Annotated in this window: 11 protein-coding genes; 6 read left to right on the forward strand and 5 right to left on the reverse strand. The window is 39.9% G+C overall.

What is annotated here, in order from left to right:
- Window positions 1-3: 3 nt before the first annotated feature.
- The 6 genes from B7699_RS06855 (at window position 4) to B7699_RS06880 (ending at window position 7,788) form a co-directional block, all read left to right on the forward strand.
- Complete coding sequence (locus B7699_RS06855; RefSeq protein ID WP_084927667.1) at window positions 4-1,365, forward strand: MATE family efflux transporter; 1,362 nt, start codon at window positions 4-6, stop codon at window positions 1,363-1,365.
- Window positions 1,366-1,519: 154 nt separating this feature from the next.
- Complete coding sequence (locus tag B7699_RS06860; RefSeq protein WP_050206875.1) at window positions 1,520-2,488, forward strand: thiamine pyrophosphate-dependent dehydrogenase E1 component subunit alpha; 969 nt, start codon at window positions 1,520-1,522, stop codon at window positions 2,486-2,488.
- A gap of 15 nt (window positions 2,489-2,503) precedes the next feature.
- The gene (locus B7699_RS06865) at window positions 2,504-3,496 is read left to right on the forward strand and encodes an alpha-ketoacid dehydrogenase subunit beta (protein WP_000448714.1); all 993 of its coding nucleotides are present in this window, start codon (window positions 2,504-2,506) and stop codon (window positions 3,494-3,496) included.
- Between the two features lie 450 nt (window positions 3,497-3,946).
- Window positions 3,947-4,990, forward strand: a complete 1,044-nt coding sequence (locus tag B7699_RS06870; protein ID WP_084927669.1) for a dihydrolipoamide acetyltransferase — start codon at window positions 3,947-3,949, stop codon at window positions 4,988-4,990.
- Window positions 4,991-5,035: 45 nt separating this feature from the next.
- Window positions 5,036-6,739, forward strand: coding sequence for a dihydrolipoyl dehydrogenase (gene lpdA, locus B7699_RS06875; RefSeq protein ID WP_084927671.1), 1,704 nt, complete (start codon window positions 5,036-5,038; stop codon window positions 6,737-6,739).
- A 59-nt stretch (window positions 6,740-6,798) separates the two neighbouring features.
- Window positions 6,799-7,788 carry a lipoate--protein ligase gene (locus B7699_RS06880; protein WP_084927673.1) on the forward strand — a complete coding sequence of 330 codons (990 nt, stop codon included), beginning with the start codon at window positions 6,799-6,801 and terminating at the stop codon, window positions 7,786-7,788.
- Between the two features lie 73 nt (window positions 7,789-7,861).
- Here the strand turns inward: B7699_RS06880 and xerS are convergent, their stop codons facing one another.
- The 5 genes from xerS to B7699_RS06910 form a co-directional block, all read right to left on the reverse strand.
- Window positions 7,862-8,932: a tyrosine recombinase XerS gene (gene xerS / locus B7699_RS06885; protein ID WP_084927675.1), complete on the reverse strand. Its 1,071-nt coding sequence runs from the start codon at window positions 8,930-8,932 to the stop codon at window positions 7,862-7,864.
- An 896-nt stretch (window positions 8,933-9,828) separates the two neighbouring features.
- A complete protein-coding gene (locus B7699_RS06895) occupies window positions 9,829-11,379 on the reverse strand; it encodes a ClC family H(+)/Cl(-) exchange transporter (RefSeq protein WP_084927680.1) in 1,551 nt (516 codons plus the stop codon).
- Window positions 11,380-11,395: 16 nt separating this feature from the next.
- Window positions 11,396-12,175 (reverse strand): ribonuclease HII, encoded by a 780-nt coding sequence (locus B7699_RS06900; RefSeq protein ID WP_084927682.1) that lies wholly within the window; start codon window positions 12,173-12,175, stop codon window positions 11,396-11,398.
- Window positions 12,162-13,013: a ribosome biogenesis GTPase YlqF gene (gene ylqF, locus B7699_RS06905; RefSeq protein ID WP_060805525.1), complete on the reverse strand. Its 852-nt coding sequence runs from the start codon at window positions 13,011-13,013 to the stop codon at window positions 12,162-12,164. Before ylqF ends, B7699_RS06900 begins: the two co-directional genes overlap by 14 nt.
- Before the next feature lie 248 nt (window positions 13,014-13,261).
- On the reverse strand, window positions 13,262-17,933 hold a 4,672-nt coding region (locus B7699_RS06910; protein ID WP_084927685.1), incomplete at its 5' end, for an SIALI-17 repeat-containing surface protein.

Here is a 17,933-nt window from a genome sequence, read left to right on the forward strand (position 1 = left end):
TATATGTACCAAACCCATCGTTTTAAAGACAAATTTATCTTATTTTTAAAGATATTTTTCCCTATCCTGATTTATCAATTTGCAAATTATTCTGCCTCCTTTGTTGATACGACTATGACTGGCCAATACAGTACCATGGATTTGGCTGGTGTGTCGATGGCAACTAGTATATGGAATCCTTTCTTTACATTCCTAACAGGGATTGTATCGGCCTTGGTGCCCATCATTGGTCACCATCTTGGGCGAGGCAAAAAGGAAGAAGTGGCGTCTGATTTTTACCAGTTTATCTATCTGGCCTTGGGACTATCTATGGTCTTACTGGGGATGGTAGTTTTTTTGGCACCACCAATCTTGAATCATATTGGGTTAGAGGCACAAGTGGCAGCAGTAGCGATTCGCTATCTTTGGTTTTTATCTATCGGAATTATCCCCCTGTTGCTTTTTAGTGTCATTCGTTCCTTGCTGGATTCGCTGGGGTTGACCAAGCTGTCCATGTATCTCATGCTTTTGTTACTCCCTCTCAATAGCGGATTTAACTATCTCTTGATTTACGGTGCCTTTGGTGTTCCAGAACTGGGAGGTGCTGGTTCTGGTTTAGGTACTTCTTTAGCCTACTGGGTCTTGCTGGGAATTTCTATTCTGGTTCTATTTAAACAGGAGAAGCTCAAAGCCCTACATCTTGAGAAACGAATTCCATTTAATATGGATAAAATCAAGGAAGGAGTTCGATTGGGTCTGCCTATTGGGGGAACTGTCTTCGCGGAAGTGGCTATCTTTTCCGTGGTTGGTTTGATTATGGCTAAGTTTTCGTCCTTGATTATCGCTAGTCATCAGTCAGCTATGAATTTTTCAACTCTCATGTACGCCTTTCCTATGAGTATCTCATCGGCTATGGCTATTGTTGTTTCCTATGAAGTGGGAGCCAAGCGATTTGATGATGCGAAAACCTATATTGGTTTAGGAAGATGGACAGCCCTTATTTTTGCAGGCTTCACCTTATCTTTCCTTTACATTTTTAGGGGAAATGTTGCTAGTCTTTATGGGAACGACCCAGAATTTATCGACTTGACAGCGCGCTTTTTGACTTACAGCCTTTTCTTCCAGTTAGCAGATACCTTTGCAGCACCTCTTCAGGGGATTTTGCGGGGCTATAAGGATACAGTGATTCCTTTTTACCTTGGTTTGGTTGGTTATTGGGGCGTAGCAATTCCAGTGGCTATGGTCTTTGATTCCCTAACAGATTTTGGAGCTTATTCTTACTGGATTGGTTTGATTATTAGTTTGATTGTGAGTGGGGTTCTCTACCGTTGGCGTTTAACTGTGATTATGAAGAGATTTGAATCTTTAGAAAAATCTAAACGCTGAAAAGTTTGTGAAAAAATATTCTTGATAAGAAAATCCCTTGTTTTTTACGGGGTTTTCTTTTTTATTTTGTGAAATTTCTTTTAGAAAAACTTTGACAGTATTTGCCAAAAACGGTAAAATAGTAAGGTAAGAAGAAACTTAGAAAGGCAAGAAGATGTCAACTTTAGATAAAAATCTTTTGCTAGAGATGTTCCGTAAGATGGAAGAAATCCGTCGTATGGACTTAAAAATTGCGCAATTAGTAAAGAAAGGGAAAGTGCCAGGAATGACGCACTTTTCTGTTGGAGAAGAGGCGGCTAACGTGGGTGCTATGTTGGCTCTCAATCCAGATGATCTGATCACCTCAAACCACCGTGGTCACGGACAAGCTATTGCCAAAGGGATTGACCTCAACGGAATGATGGCTGAAATCCTCGGTAAATACACTGGAACCTGTAAAGGTAAAGGTGGATCTATGCATATCGCCGACCTTGATGCTGGGAACCTTGGTGCCAATGGTATCGTAGGTGGTGGTATGGGGATTGCTGTCGGTGCAGCTCTTAGTCAGCAAATGCAAAATACTGGAAAAATCGTTGTCTGCTTCTTTGGAGATGGTGCGACCAACGAGGGTGTTTTCCACGAAGCAGTGAACATGGCTTCTATCTGGAACCTGCCAGTCATTTTCTATTGCATTAACAACGGTTATGGAATCTCTGCGGATATCAAGAAAATGACCAATGTAGAACATATTCATCAACGTAGCGCCGCTTATGGAATTCCTGGAATGTTCATCGAAGATGGAAACAATGTTATCGATGTCTATGAAGGATTTAAGAAAGCTGTAGATCATGTTCGTGGTGGTAATGGCCCTGTCTTGATCGAAAGTGTCACTTATCGCTGGCTTGGTCACTCATCATCTGACCCTGGTAAATATCGTACGCGTGAAGAAGTGGAATTGTGGAAACAAAAAGACCCAATCGAAAACCTTCGCAATTACCTTATTGAAAATAACATTGCAAGTGCCGAAGAATTGGAAGAAATCCAAGCGCAAGTCAAGGAAGCAGTAGAAGCTTCTGTTAAATTTGCAGAGGAAAGTCCATTCCCACCGCTTGAATCAGCATTTGAAGATATTTACGCAGACTAAGGAGAAAGAGATAAAATGGAAACAAAAACAATGTCCTTCCGTGACACCATTATCCTTGCTATGTCTGAGGAAATGCGTCGCGATGAAAATGTGTTCTTAATGGGAGAAGACGTCGGTGTCTTCGGAGGAGACTTCGGTACTTCTGTTGGAATGCTTGAAGAATTTGGTCCAGAACGTGTCCGTGACTGTCCGATTTCTGAGGCTGCCATTTCAGGAGCAGCAGCAGGAGCAGCCATGACAGGCCTTCGTCCAATCGTCGATATGACCTTCATGGATTTCTCGGTTATTGCCATGGACAATATCGTCAACCAAGCTGCTAAAACACGTTACATGTTTGGTGGTAAAGGTCAGGTTCCAATGACTGTTCGTTGTGCAGCTGGTAACGGAGTTGGTTCTGCAGCCCAGCACTCACAATCTCTAGAGTCTTGGTTTACTCATATCCCTGGACTTAAGGTTGTGGCTCCAGGTACACCTGCTGACATGAAAGGACTGCTTAAGTCTTCTATCCGTGATAACAACCCAGTTATTATTCTTGAGTACAAGTCAGAATTTAACCAAAAAGGGGAAGTGCCAGTTGATCCAGACTACACGATTCCACTTGGAGTTGGGGAAATCAAACGCGAAGGAACGGATGTAACAGTTGTTACTTATGGAAAAATGCTTCGCCGTGTGGTTCAAGCTGCTGAAGAATTAGCAGAAGAAGGAATTTCTGTTGAAATTGTGGACCCACGTACCCTTGTTCCGCTTGATAAGGACATTATCATTAACTCAGTTAAGAAGACTGGTAAGGTTGTTCTGGTTAACGATGCCCACAAGACAAGTGGCTATATCGGTGAAATTTCAGCTATTATTTCAGAATCAGAAGCATTTGACTATCTAGATGCACCAATCCGCCGTTGTGCAGGAGAAGATGTGCCAATGCCTTATGCACAAAACCTAGAAAATGCAATGATTCCAACAGTTGAAAGCATCAAAGATGCCATCCGTAAAACATATAACAAAGAATAGAATTACATAAGATAAGTTATGTAAAATAATTGTTGTTTTTAACTTTAGTAACTTAAGATATGTTTTGTATCTAAGTTGTTTGTAAAGTTGCGACATGAGAGAGTCGAATCGATAATATTCGATGAATGAATTAGTAAGTCTACTAGGTTGACCGCGTAATGGCGGAAACCGTAGCAACTTGAGATACGTGTTGTATCCAAGTTGCTTGTAGAGTTGAACACGGGCTAAAAGCTTGGAAAAAAGATAAATCTCCTTGGCTTCATCGAAGCCATCGTCGATTTCCTATTTTTCAGTCGCTTTTGACGCCCTTTGTATCATATAATTGAACTCGGGCTAAAGTCTGTGTGAAAAAGATAAACTTTCCTTGAAACTAAAGTTCCTTCGTCAAGTTTCCTATTTTCACTTTGACTTTTGACGCCCTTAGTATCTTATAATAGAATTGGAGAGGTCATGGCTGATGACAAGCTAAGAGCGACTCCTGCGGCTAGAAAGTTAGCGGATGATTTAGGAATCAACCTTTACGACGTTTCTGGCTCAGGTGCAAACGGTCGTGTCCACAAAGAAGACGTGGAAACTTATAAAGACACAAACGTGGTTCGCATTTCGCCACTTGCAAAACGAATTGCCCTCGAACATAATATTGCTTGGCAGGAAATCCAAGGAACAGGTCATCGTGGTAAAATCATGAAGAAGGATGTTTTGGCTCTGCTTCCTGAAAATATTGAAAACAATACCATCAAGTCTCCTGCTCAGATTGAAAAAGTGGAAGAAGTTCCTGATAACGTAACACCATACGGTGAAATTGAGCGTATTCCAATGACACCAATGCGTAAGGTTATTGCCCAACGTATGGTTGAATCTTACTTAACTGCGCCAACCTTCACCCTCAACTATGAAGTTGATATGACTGAAATGTTGGCACTTCGTACGAAGGTTCTGGAGCCAATCATGGAAGCAACTGGGAAGAAGACTACTGTAACAGACCTTCTTTCACTTGCAGTTGTTAAGACTCTTATGAAACACCCTTACATCAACGCCTCATTGACAGAAGATGGCAAGACCATTATCACTCACAACTATGTCAACCTTGCCATGGCAGTTGGGATGGATAATGGATTGATGACACCTGTTGTTTACAATGCGGAGAAGATGACTCTTTCAGAGCTAGTCGTAGCCTTCAAAGACGTCATTGGTCGTACCTTGGATGGTAAATTGGCTCCAAGTGAACTGCAAAATTCAACATTTACAATCAGTAACTTGGGAATGTTTGGCGTTCAGTCCTTTGGTCCTATCATTAACCAACCCAACTCAGCTATCCTTGGCGTGAGTTCGACAATTGAGAAGCCAGTTGTCGTCAATGGTGAGATTGTGATTCGCCCAATCATGAGTCTAGGATTAACCATTGACCACCGTGTTGTAGATGGTATGGCTGGTGCTAAGTTTATGAAAGACTTGAAAGCCTTGATTGAAAATCCAATCTCAATGGTGATTTAAGAGCAAGAGTATTCATTTTTAAGATATAGATAAAGGAAGGAAGACATGGCCTTAGAAGTAATTATGCCAAAAGCCGGCGTGGATATGACAGAAGGACAAATCGTCCAATGGAATAAAAAAGTCGGAGAATTTGTAAAAGAAGGAGAAATCCTTTTGGAAATCATGACTGACAAAGTCAGCATGGAATTGGAAGCGGAAGAAGACGGTTACTTGATCGCTATCCTCAAAGGAGATGGTGAAACTGTCCCTGTAACGGAAGTTATCGGTTATCTTGGTGAAGAAGGGGAAAATATCCCAACAGCTGGAGCCGCAGCGCCAGAAGCTAGTCCAGCACCTACAGCAAGTGCTTCAAATGATGATGGTAAAAGCGATGATGCCTTTGATATTGTTGTGATTGGTGGAGGTCCTGCTGGTTATGTTGCAGCCATTAAAGCTGCCCAACTCGGCGGTAAGGTTGCCCTTGTTGAGAAATCTGAACTTGGTGGAACCTGCTTGAATCGTGGATGTATCCCAACCAAGACCTACCTTCATAACGCTGAAATCATCGAGAATATCGGTCATGCAGCAAACCGTGGTATTGTCATCGAAAATCCAAACTTCACTGTAGATATGGATAAACTCCTAGAAACCAAGTCTAAGGTTGTCAATACCTTGGTAGGTGGTGTTGCAGGACTTCTTCGTAGCTACGGAGTTACTGTTCATAAAGGAATTGGTACGATCACTAAGGACAAGAATGTTTTGGTAAATGGTTCTGAATTAATTGAAACCAAGAAAATCATCCTTGCTGGTGGTTCAAAAGTCAGCAAGATCAACGTCCCTGGTATGGAATCTCCACTTGTGATGACTAGTGACGACATTCTTGAAATGAACGAAGTTCCAGAAAGTCTTGTTATCATCGGTGGTGGGGTTGTCGGTATCGAACTCGGTCAGGCCTTCATGACATTTGGCTCAAAAGTGACTGTCATCGAAATGATGGACCGTATCGTCCCAGCTATGGACGCTGAAGTTTCTAAGAACCTTCGTTTGATCCTTGAGCGTAAAGGAATGACCATCTTGACTGGTACTAAACTGCAAGAAATCGTCGAGGAAAATGGTCAACTTCGTATCAAGGTTGAAGGAAAAGATGATATCATCGCAAGCAAAGCTCTTCTTTCAATTGGTCGTGTGCCAGACCTTGAAGGTATTGGAGAGGTTGAGTTTGAATTGGATCGTGGTCGTATCAAGGTCAACGAATACATGGAAACTTCTGTTCCAGGTATCTACGCACCAGGTGATATTAATGGTACTAAGATGTTGGCTCACGCAGCTTTCCGTATGGGTGAAGTTGCCGCTGAAAATGCCCTTAAAGGAAATCATGCTGTTGCCAAATTGAATTTGACTCCTGCAGCTATCTACACTCTTCCTGAAGTAGCAGCAGTAGGTTTGACAGAAGAACAAGCCCGTGAGAAATACGATGTAGCCATCGGTAAGTTCAACTTTGCTGCTAACGGTCGTGCCATTGCCTCAGATGCAGCTCAAGGTTTCGTAAAAGTTATCGCTGATAAGAAATATGGAGAAATCCTTGGTGTCCATATCATCGGTCCTGCAGCTGCAGAATTAATCAACGAAGCGTCAAGCATTATTGAAATGGAAATCACTGTTGAAGAAATGCTGAAGACTATCCACGGACACCCAACCTACTCTGAAGTGATGTACGAAGCATTTGCGGATGTTTTAGGAATGGCCATCCATTCACCTAAGAAAAAATAAAAGAAAGATAGAATAGACTGGAAAATATCTTTCCAGTCTCTATCGTATAAAGGGATATCATGAAATATATTATCAATCATTCAAACGACACTGCCTTTAATATTGCCTTGGAAGAATACGCCTTTAAACACCTTTTGGATGAGGATCAAATCTTTCTTCTTTGGATCAATAAACCATCTATCATTGTTGGTCGTCACCAGAACACTATCGAAGAAATCAACCGTGATTATGTTCGAGAAAATGGTATTGAGGTGGTCCGCCGTATCAGTGGTGGTGGAGCTGTTTACCACGATTTAAATAACCTCAACTACACGATCATTTCAAAAGAAGATGAAAACAAGGCTTTTGACTTTAAGAGCTTCTCGACTCCAGTTATCAATACTTTGGCTCAACTAGGCGTTAAAGCTGAGTTCACAGGCCGTAATGACCTTGAGATTGATGGCAAAAAATTCTGTGGAAATGCCCAGGCCTATATCAATGGGCGTATCATGCACCACGGTTGCTTGCTCTTTGACGTTGATTTATCAGTCCTAGCAAATGCCCTTAAGGTTTCAAAAGATAAATTTGAATCAAAAGGTGTGAAATCCGTCCGCGCCCGTGTAACCAATATTATCAATGAATTACCAGAAAAAATCACAGTCGAAGAATTCCGTGATTTACTCTTGGAATACATGAAAAAAGAATACCCAGAGATGACTGAATACGTTTTTTCTGAGGAAGAATTGGCTGAAATCAATCGCATCAAGGATACTAAGTTTGGTACTTGGGACTGGAACTATGGTAAATCACCTGAATTTAACGTCCGTCGTGGAACAAAATTCACTAGTGGTAAGGTTGAAGTCTTTGCTAATGTTCTCGAATCAAAAATCCAAGACATCAAGATTTACGGTGACTTCTTTGGTATTGAAGACGTTGCTGCAGTAGAAGATGTCCTTCGTGGGGTGAAATATGAACGCGAAGATGTCCTCAAAGCGCTAGAAACTATTGATATTGCACGCTATTTCGCTGGTATTAGCCGTGAAGAAATCGCTGAAGCGGTAGTTGGATAAATCAAAAAGAAGTTGGTTGTAGGACCAGCTTCTTTTTTAAAAATCATATACTACATAATTTATTTTATGTATTTTATAAACTGTCTAGAGCATTCTTTTGTTCATCGTTAACGATATGGGTATAGAGGTCAGTGACTTGTGTGCTGGCATGTCCTAGCTGGTGACTGACCAAAACTTGCGATTTAGTCGCATCATAGAGCCTGGTTGCTAGGGTATGTCGAAGTTTATGGGGTGTTACACGGACTTTGAAGTTCTCGGAATACTTAGCAACCATTTTCTCAACGCTGGAAGCATCGATACGATTAGGAACTCCTCTGTAGAGAGTCAAAAAAAGGGCTGTATCTGTTTTTTTCGTCTTATAGCGTTGATTTCGAATGGCCAAATAATTCTCTAAATAAGGCTTAGCAAAGGCAGCGACATTGACCGAGTCACGTTTGCCTCCTTTTCGAATGACATCAATAACCATCATTTTGAGATTGAGATCCCTTATATCCAGATTAACAGCTTCAGATAAGCGGACACCAGATGCCAAGAGAAGGGCAATAATGGCCAAATCTCGTTCTTTATTTTTGTTGAATGATGAGAGAGCTCGATTAGAGAGCTGTTGTGGGTACTCTTGGTCAATATAAGTAAGAAAACCTTCTGTTTCATCACCAAGAAAGAGTTTTTGCTTGATGTTTTCAGCTCTGGCAGCAAGCGTTTCTTTCTTTTTCTTTGTTGAAACTTTTTTCATTACATTACGATAGAAATAAGGTTCCCCCTGGTCGTTTTCGACTTCCTCGGTTAGATACTTATAAAGACTGGAAAGAGCTGACAAGGTTCGATTGATGGTTGTCTGTGAAACACCTTGCTTTGTTGTATTTGCATTCAGCAAAGGACGTTCACGTAGGTAAAGGATAAAGGATTCCATGTCTTTCTTTGACATATTTTCCAAGACAGATAAAGGAATATCAGATATTTTATCAGCGTTTGAAATGCCAGACTCCAAAACCCAGCTGAAAAATCGATCATATTCCTTGAGGTATTCGTACAAGGTTGTAAAACTGTAAGGAACAGCAAGCTTAGATTGGTAGTATTCCAGAACATACCAGGGCATGATTTGTTTTAGTTTGTCGATTCGTTCCAGTAAAATCTCACGTTTCATGTATTTTCTCCATAAATAAGTCTACTAGTAGTATAGCATAGACTCATATATTTTTCAAGAAAATTATAGTTTTTCGGAAAGATGATGAAGAGTTATTTTTAGAAGTGACGGATATAACTAAAAAATTTAAAATATAACAAAAATAGCTAAAAATGTACCTTATCAAAGTGAAAACTGGAAATTTATTAAACCTGAATTTTAGTGAGAATGTACTTTACTAAAACTTAAAACCTTGTTAAATCAAGTTTTTAGGGCTCACATTGGGTTTAAAAGGGGGTGATTTTGTACATTATGTATCTAAGCTACTGGATAAAAAAATGTACTTTATCCAATCTTAAAATAAAGTACATTTCAATTATAAAGTACATTTTTTAGAGAGTGTACATTACGCCTTAAACTCAGTTGTATCAAGGGTTTATCTACTGTCTAGCGAAAAGTACAAAAATTTCTAGTTTTGATCTAAATCTTTGGAGTTGTACTATTGTGAATCATTATCTAGTGCTTTTTCTAGTTTCCAAATACTAAACCAGAATGAAATAGTCAACAGAATGAGGAAAATAAAAAAGAGATTATCAGTAACGAAACTTCTGTTCATTCTACATAACTGAAGAGCTATATAAGGAGCTATGAGATACAAAATACATTGTATAATTGCTATTGTTTTCTTTTTCATGATTTTAATCTTACTGTGCAGGTTTGATACAGTAAACTCCTTTCTAGCTTTGTGCATCATCATTTCTAACTTGATTATAGTCTTATTTTTACTAATGTTCAATTATTTCTATGTGAAATATCTTATCTGTAAAAAATAACCGATCTCATTGCTGAAAATCGGCTCTCTAATGTATTTAATTAAGAAGTTTATTTTTTACATAACATAAATTATGTAAAAAGAGCTACAACAACAAATCTTTGACTTTCCCAATTTCACTTTTTGGAATAACTAGGTGAATCATATCACCGAGATACATTCTGGTTGAACCGTTAACGGTTTGACTTTTACCGTTATGGACTTGGGTGGTGATGAGGATATTATGTGGTAGGTTGAGTTCATGAACCTGTTTTCCAGCGATTTTGTCAGAAACAGGGATTTCAATGAGAGTGACTTCTCCTTCATCTGTCGCTTCTTCTGGCAACATTTTTTCTAGCATGGCCTCATAGACTGGAGCACCCTTGAGTAAATCCATGATGATGTAGGCAACTAGGGTCACTAGTCCGAGTGGCATGAGATTGCGAATATCTCCTACCATTTCGGTTACCAGAATCATAGCAGTTAAGGGAGCCTTGGATATTGCTCCAAAATAACCACTCATTCCTAGAATGACAAATATAGGGAATTGCTCCTGACTGACAAGCCCAAGATTGACACAAATAACACCAACTAGGGCTCCAAGCAAGGAGCCAAGCGCCAAAATTGGTAGGAAAATTCCTCCTGGAAGGCCACTTCCATAACTAATCATGCTCCAAACAAAGCGAATCAAAAAGTAAACTAATAGAACTTGGAAACTAAAATCTTGCTCAGTTAAGGAAAGAACTAGCTGATTTCCACCACCAAGGATCTGGGGTAAGAAGATTCCGACTGGTATGATGAGAATGAAAGCCAGAATTGGAAAATAAGCTCTATCCAAATGGATTTTTTGACCAAGCCAATCATAAACTCGACCAACATTGAGTACAGCCTTCTCATAGAGAAAACCGGATAGTCCAAGAAAAACTCCCATAAGGAGGTAAATCCAATACTGGTCTAGAGTCATGAGTGGGATGTTGTCTGGCATATCCAGTACCGGTGTTAGGCCAAATATTAGCAGAGAAACAAAGTTTGCTACGAGACTAGCTGCGAGAGTAGATACCCAGAAAAAGCGTGAAAAATGGTGATAAACTTCTTCTACCACAAAGAGAAGTCCTGCAATCGGTGCATTAAAGGCTGCAGCTAGACCAGCGGCAGCTCCACTAGCAATCAAGGAGCGTTCCTCTACTGGACTGGATTTGAGCCATTTGGCAATTCCTTTACCACCGACCGCTCCAAGTTGAATACTTGGCCCTTCACGCCCCAGCATAAGGCCGCTTGCAATAGCAAGAATTCCTAGAATATATTTTTTCCAAAGTACGCCCCACCAGTTGAGGGTCATGAGTCCCTTTAATTCGGCTTCAACTTGAGGAATTCCTGAACCTTTGATGTCTTTTTCTGACCGAGTTAATTTCGCACTGAGCCAACAAACTATTAAATAAAATAGACCAATGATAAAAAGATTGCGCACTAGGTGCGCTTGATCTTGATAAAGTCCTTGTATCAGGTGGAAGCCTTTTTCGATTGAAAACCGAAAGGATCCGACGATGAGTCCGACAACGAGACCAACGATGATTCCTCGTCCAACTTGGGATAATATAGTGCTTGAGGCAAAGGCAAATTCTTTCTTGGAACTGAGTGTTTCTGACTGTTCCTCCATAATCATTCCTTCTAACTTAACTTTCTTTTTCTCCTAAAACCAGTGATTTAACGGGTTCAAAGCTGGTTCGGTGAATTGGGGTAACTCCTAGTTTTTCGAGTCCTTCCAGGTGTTTAGCTGTTCCATATCCTGCATTAGCAGCGAAATCATAGCCAGGGAACTGCTGGTCGAATTCCTTCATCAATTCATCACGTGTAACCTTGGCTACTATAGAAGCCGCTGCGATTGAAAGGGAATTAGCATCACCTTTGATGATGGAGATTTGTGAAATTGGTAAATCCAGTTTCATGGCATCTATCAAAAGGTGCTCAGGTTGAGGACTGAGCTGGGAGATTGCTTCCTTCATAGCTAGTTTGGTTGCTTCATAGATATTGACTTGGTCGATGACCTGATTATCCATGATACCAATGCCGATTGACAAAGCATGGTCTTGAACGGCTTGATAAATTTCTAAATGTTTCTTTTTAGGAATTTTTTTGCTGTCGTTGAGACCTCTAATCTTACAATTTTTAGGTAAGATGACGGCTGCAGCAACTACTGGACCAGCCAGAGGACCTCGGCCGACCTCATCAACACCAGCAATTAAGGTCAATCCTTGCTTGTAAAGTTCTTTTTCATAGGAAAGCATGGATTCCAAACGAAGATCCTCATCCAATTCTGCCTGAATGGCTTTTTTACGCTTGCTGATTTCCTTTTGAACTCCAGAGCGACTATCCCTTTCGAGTTCTAAAAAAACAGGACTTTCTAAATTCTTGACTGTTGCAAGGAGTTCTTTGATTTCTTTAATCGTCGCCATCGAGGTCTTCCAATGTATCTAAGGTATAGTTACCGAGTTTGCCATCGCGGACTTCCTTCACGAAGAGACTGTAAAAGCGGTCATAGTCATCACGGAAACCGAGAGCACGGGTCATATCCATAATAATAACAGGCGCTTCTTCCTCAATTTTCATTTGTTTGAAGCGTTCAGCCAACTTTTCTGGATAATGTTCTTTAAAATAATTGAGACCAAAAATAGTTACCTCATCCATAGGAAGCAACTGGTCTTTAATAGCTCCTGTCAAGGCCAACTTAAGCGCAACAGTTTCATCCTCAAACTTAGGCCAGAGAATCCCTGGTGTGTCTAGGATTTCAAGGTCTTTATTGGTTTTGAGCCATTGTTGCCCCTTGGTCACACCTGGTTTGTTTCCGACAACAGCAATTTTCTTACCAGCCAAACGGTTCATCAGAGTGGATTTACCAGCATTTGGAATCCCGATAATCATGGTACGCAAGGTTTCAATTTTAATCCCACGTTCTCTCTGGCGAGCAATCTTATCAGCCATGAGCTTTTTGGCCGCATCTGTTACAACTTTTACAGTCACTTGTTCTTTGGAGTTGATAGCTAGCGTCTGAATTCCTTGTGATTCAAAATACTGGCGCCATTCCTTGGTTATTGCTGGATCAGCCAAGTCTGCCTTGTTTAAAATCAAGAGTTTTGGTTTGTCACCAACAATTTTGGTCAACATAGGATTTTGACTAGATAGAGGTAAGCGTGCATCCACCAAAATCGTCACAAAATCAACAAATTTTAAATTTTCCTGCACCTGTCGACGAGCTTTAGACATGTGACCAGGAAACCATTGAATAGTAGCCATTGAGTTTTTTTCCTTTCGTAGCAAGGGTTTAGAGAACTTATTTTATTTTACTATAGCTTGAACATAGAGAGTTTTCAAATGATGTCCAAACAGTTCTTGTTTAATTACATAGAAATCTACCTTATATTATATCATGCCTTCTCTATTTTGTCTGATGATAGCCTTTTAAGCTCCCTGTATAGAAAAAAGCCATCAAATGATGACTTTTCATAGGGAGCAAAAAACTGCCTCCTTTATATTTTAAACATTTAAATGTCTTTTTTAAACAGTTGGTTAAAGAAACCGTCTGTGTTTTTAAGAAGGGCTTTGAATACTTTGGATTTCAAATTCTCAGTATTTGAGTAGTTTCCAGCTTTCTTGAGGTCTTCTGTGACAGCTTTGTCGAATAAGGCTTTCAATTCGTTATAATTGTGAATGGTTTGTCCATCAATTGTAATCTCTGTGAATCCTTTTTCAGCTCTGGCTTTCACATCATGATACCAATGTTTCTTCCAATCTTCAAGGTTTAAGAATTGGTTGTTTGAAACTTTTTTGATAATGAAATCATCACCCAATCTACCCTGGTTTTGTTTATCCGCTTCACCTTGGTATTTACTAGATACATATCCGATAAATCCATTTTCATAGCCAAAGTAACCCCACATACGGAAAGCATTATGTTTGAAGGATAGAGAACCGGGGGCACCTGGACTCGTATTACCACCGTAAATACCCGCCATCATATTAACATTGACATAGGCTGTACCAAAGTCCTCTGGGTGGAAGACTTTATTGCCTGGATTTCCGTGAATGGTCATGAAATTATTATTTACCAAGTCATCGATGGTTTCCAGCTTGGTTGCTTTCTCAGCATCTGTCAAGTCACGCACTTTGTCCCATTGGTGAGGAGCACCTAGTTTATTTCTATCCATAGGTCGACGTGTTTCGCGGTCAATTTTCTTGAACCACTTACTATTGTCACCTTTAACCTTAGGAAGCACAGCTTCAGCTTCTGCATAATCAAGCATCATCATAGCTTCATTGTAGTTCTTCATGTAGTGGTCGATTTGGTCGCGTGTTTGAAGTTTGTCAGGGTCTGGATTATACCACTGGTTTCCATCATTTGGTCGATGGTAGGCCATGTTAATACCTAATGCACCATACTCACCATTTGTTGTTGACTTATCAGGAGTTTGTAACATACCTTGAGCAAAGGCTTCCAAATCCGTACCTTGACGATGGTTATGTCCTCCAAAGTAAGCTACACGGTCATTAATGTGTGTGGTTTCATGTGTGAAGGCAGAAATACCAAACTGGTCAAGCATATTGGTTACCATGAAGTATACTTGCTCATCTTTCCACGGTTTTTCGTAGATTTTTGCCATCGCTCCCATAGCTCCATTAACTTGATGCCAACGGTCAGTCGGGCCGAATAGTTCACGAATAGGAGATACCACGGCTCCACCTTTTCCATAACCTTGACGATTTGCATCCTTAATTCCTGTATAAGATTGATTATCCCAAACAGGTGTTGGCACCATATATTCGCTCTTCAAAAGTTTGTTACGAACACTTGGAAGAGCTAAACGAGACCAGAAATCTAAGTAAGTTTGTTGCGCTTTAGCGACTTCATCAATACGTTTCTTCAATTCCTTACGTTCTTCTTCAGTGTTCTTACCATATTTCTCAAATGAGCTATAAGCCATCGTGTTATAGGTTGAAATCATAAAGATATGGGCTTTCTTCAAGTTGAGCAATGGTAAAATCATACGACCGTGAACGTCATTGTTTAAACCGTCAAATACACGGTGTCGCTTATCTTTAAAGGCTTCTGTGCTTGTTTCAGGCTCTGCCACATAAACGTTTTTCGCAGAATGAATAAACCAGTCATTCAAATCTTTATCTTCTGTAAACAAACGCATGTTATAGTTTAAGAAGCTACGTAAATCACCTTTACCAGTTGCACCAGCAATCACTTCTTTGTAGGCATCTTGTGTACGATCTCCTTTTAAGAAATACTCTCTTGACCCAATTTGAATCAAACGGTCGATGACACTTGGTGTTTTACCATAGAAATCAGGTTTGAACATCATCATATCCTTGATACTCAAATCACCATATTTGATATCATAGTAACGATTGAGATAAGTCAGTCCCATTATAATCTTAGCTTTATTATCTTCTACTTTCTTGAGTAGCGATTTCATCGCGGCATCATCACCGTTCAATTGATGGTCTTCATTTTCGATCAAGGATTTGACTAACTTATCTAGATTTTGCTTCACTTCGGCAAAACTTTCTTCTAAGTATAGATTACGAATATATCCATCTTTACGAGCATCTGTATTTTCTTCTGCCTTCTTACGTATATCCATTAACGCGCGTACTTCAGCTGAAATTAGGTCAACACTTGAAAGTCTTTCTTTCACATCTGCAATCAGTTTGTCTCGATTTTTAACAACCATATTTGGTGTATAGACAATGTTTTGACCTGCTACATCATACTCTTTTACTTGAGCTACTTTAGAATCAGCTTTAGCGGTAACTACCATTTCTTCTTTAGTGCCATCCGCATAGTGAACCATAATCTTATCAATATCTGATAAGTCTGTCACAAACTGACCATTCTTCATACCTGTCACAGATAACACTTCTTTAGTCAGTAGGTTTGAACTTGTAGCCAATCTGTTACCTTGGTTTACAATCCATTCTTTATTGTAGAAGGGTTGTAGTTTCTCAATGTTGTGGTATGCCTGCTCACGCGTTGCGTCATAATCTTGAGTTGTTTTATACTCATTATCACGAGTTGTTAGGTTGTTAAGTATATTCACAAGAGGATCTGTGATTTCATACTTATCAGCAGTGATATTGAAGGTTGCGATACGTTTATCAGCTTCAGCTTGATCTACACCCTGAATTTGTTTTGAACGTTCATATGAAACATTGCCTGACGCAACATCTTTCACATATACATTGTTCTTGAAGTAATGGAATCCAAAGTCTGGGTCGCCCGAATCCACTGAACCAGAACCGTACATGATTTCACCATTGTTTACTTTCATCATGCTGACGTTGTTTTCAACCCATCCCCAATTGTAGTTATCGTGAATGAGTCCACCGCTTTGGTTATTTGTTTTGAGAGTCATGGATCCTTTAACAACGGATTTAGTCAAGTGACCTTTTTGTTTTACATCCATAGGGTTTACACCGTGGTCGATTTTCGCAATCAGTCCACCGAATTTGGCGTTGTTTGCCTTAATATTTGCATCTACATAAGAGCTATCAACATTACTTCGCCAACTTTCGCTGACAAGTCCACCAGACCACCAACCTTTGTTACCCACACTTTCGATTTTACCAATGAAAGCAACATTGCGCATGATGGATTCGTCAAGTTTGTTCACCATACCCGTCACGTCATTGTTACCAACAACTTGGCCAGTCACTTTGATATTTTCTATTGTTGAATTCTTAAAGTTTTCACCGAGTGGTGCTGTTCGGTCAGCCCAAGGCATGTTTATGTTTACATTACCCAGATTAATGTCATGGATGTGAGCATTTTCAGCTCTTGCAAATAATGGCCGTGCTAGATTATGGATAGTGAAGTGATTACTTCCATCACTCAATAATTTTCCTTTGAACACATTCGTCACATATGATTTGTTCGGGGTTGGGGTGTTAGTTGCATTTAAGTCAGCCCCAAGTTTAAACTCACCATCAGGTTTTTTCTGCATATCTTCAATGAGTTCTTTGAAGTTGTAATATACATTTCCAACCTTTGGTCGTGGTTTTTCCATGTAATAAACGTACTCATTTCGTATCTTACTTGGGTCAGTATGCTGAATAAGGTCAACAGCTCTTGCGGTTACTTTGTAGAGAACTTGGCCAGCCTGATTAATCTCTTCGATTTTATCAACTGCTAAACGAGTCACTTTGTTATCCCGAGAAGTCACTTTGAGATAGTATTTTTCAGTCTCTGTTGGTGTCTCAGTCAGGAAGTCGTTCAACGTTTCTGTTCCGTCTTCTTCAACTTTTACTAAATTTGTTGAGGCAATGTTTTTCAACTCAACTTTTTTCAAATCCAAGCGAAGTGGTTTCTCTTCTAATGTTGCAGTCTCTTCTCCCTTACCACGATCATAGGTCATAGTGGTTTCTATCTTATAGTCCTTGTAGAATTTTAAATCTTCTACCTGCTTATTTAACTGCTCTGAAGTTAAATCTACTGTTTTGACAATTTCATTTCCATCTTTAATTGTCGCAGTAATTTTATTGATCTTGACTCCATCTGCATTAACCAAATGATAAGAAAGATTTGCGGAGCGGTCTAATACATTTGTGTCTGTTCGTTCCAAAGTCAAAACGGGAGCTGTTTTTTCTTTAGGCTTTTCTTTTGTACCTTTTACAAGAATTTCAGGCTTCATTTCTTTCAACACAGTTACGGTTTCAACTGGGTCACTAATTTTTTTGCCATGTAACTCTTCATAGCTAGTAACAATTTGACGTTCGCCATCCTCACCAACTTGTTTAACAGAATCATCGCCTATAAATTTGGTAGAATCAGATTCTTCTATAGTCGTTTTAGGAATAGTTTCTGTCCGAATGTCAGTATGTAAAGAAGGTAACTCTTCTCTTTCTGGTGCAACTTCTGAAACTGTAGATATTGGTTCAGTATACTCTGGAATGTCGATAACAGGTGGCTCAATCAAGTTTCCGTTTTCATCTACTCCTGTGGTGCCTACAGGTTCCGTGTATGCTGGTTTTTCATGAACTTCTGGTTCAACAAGATTACCGTCAATTGGAGCTGTATATTCTTGTTTCTCATGAACTTCCGGTTCCCCTTTATCAGTCACAACCGCTTCCGGCAACGCTGGTTGAACTTCTGGTTCCCCTTTATCAGTCATAACCGCTTCAGGTAATGCTGGCTGAACTTCCGGTTCCCCC

This window comes from Streptococcus mitis, assembly GCF_002096835.1.
GTDB classification, from domain to species: Bacteria; Bacillota; Bacilli; order Lactobacillales; family Streptococcaceae; genus Streptococcus; species Streptococcus mitis_W.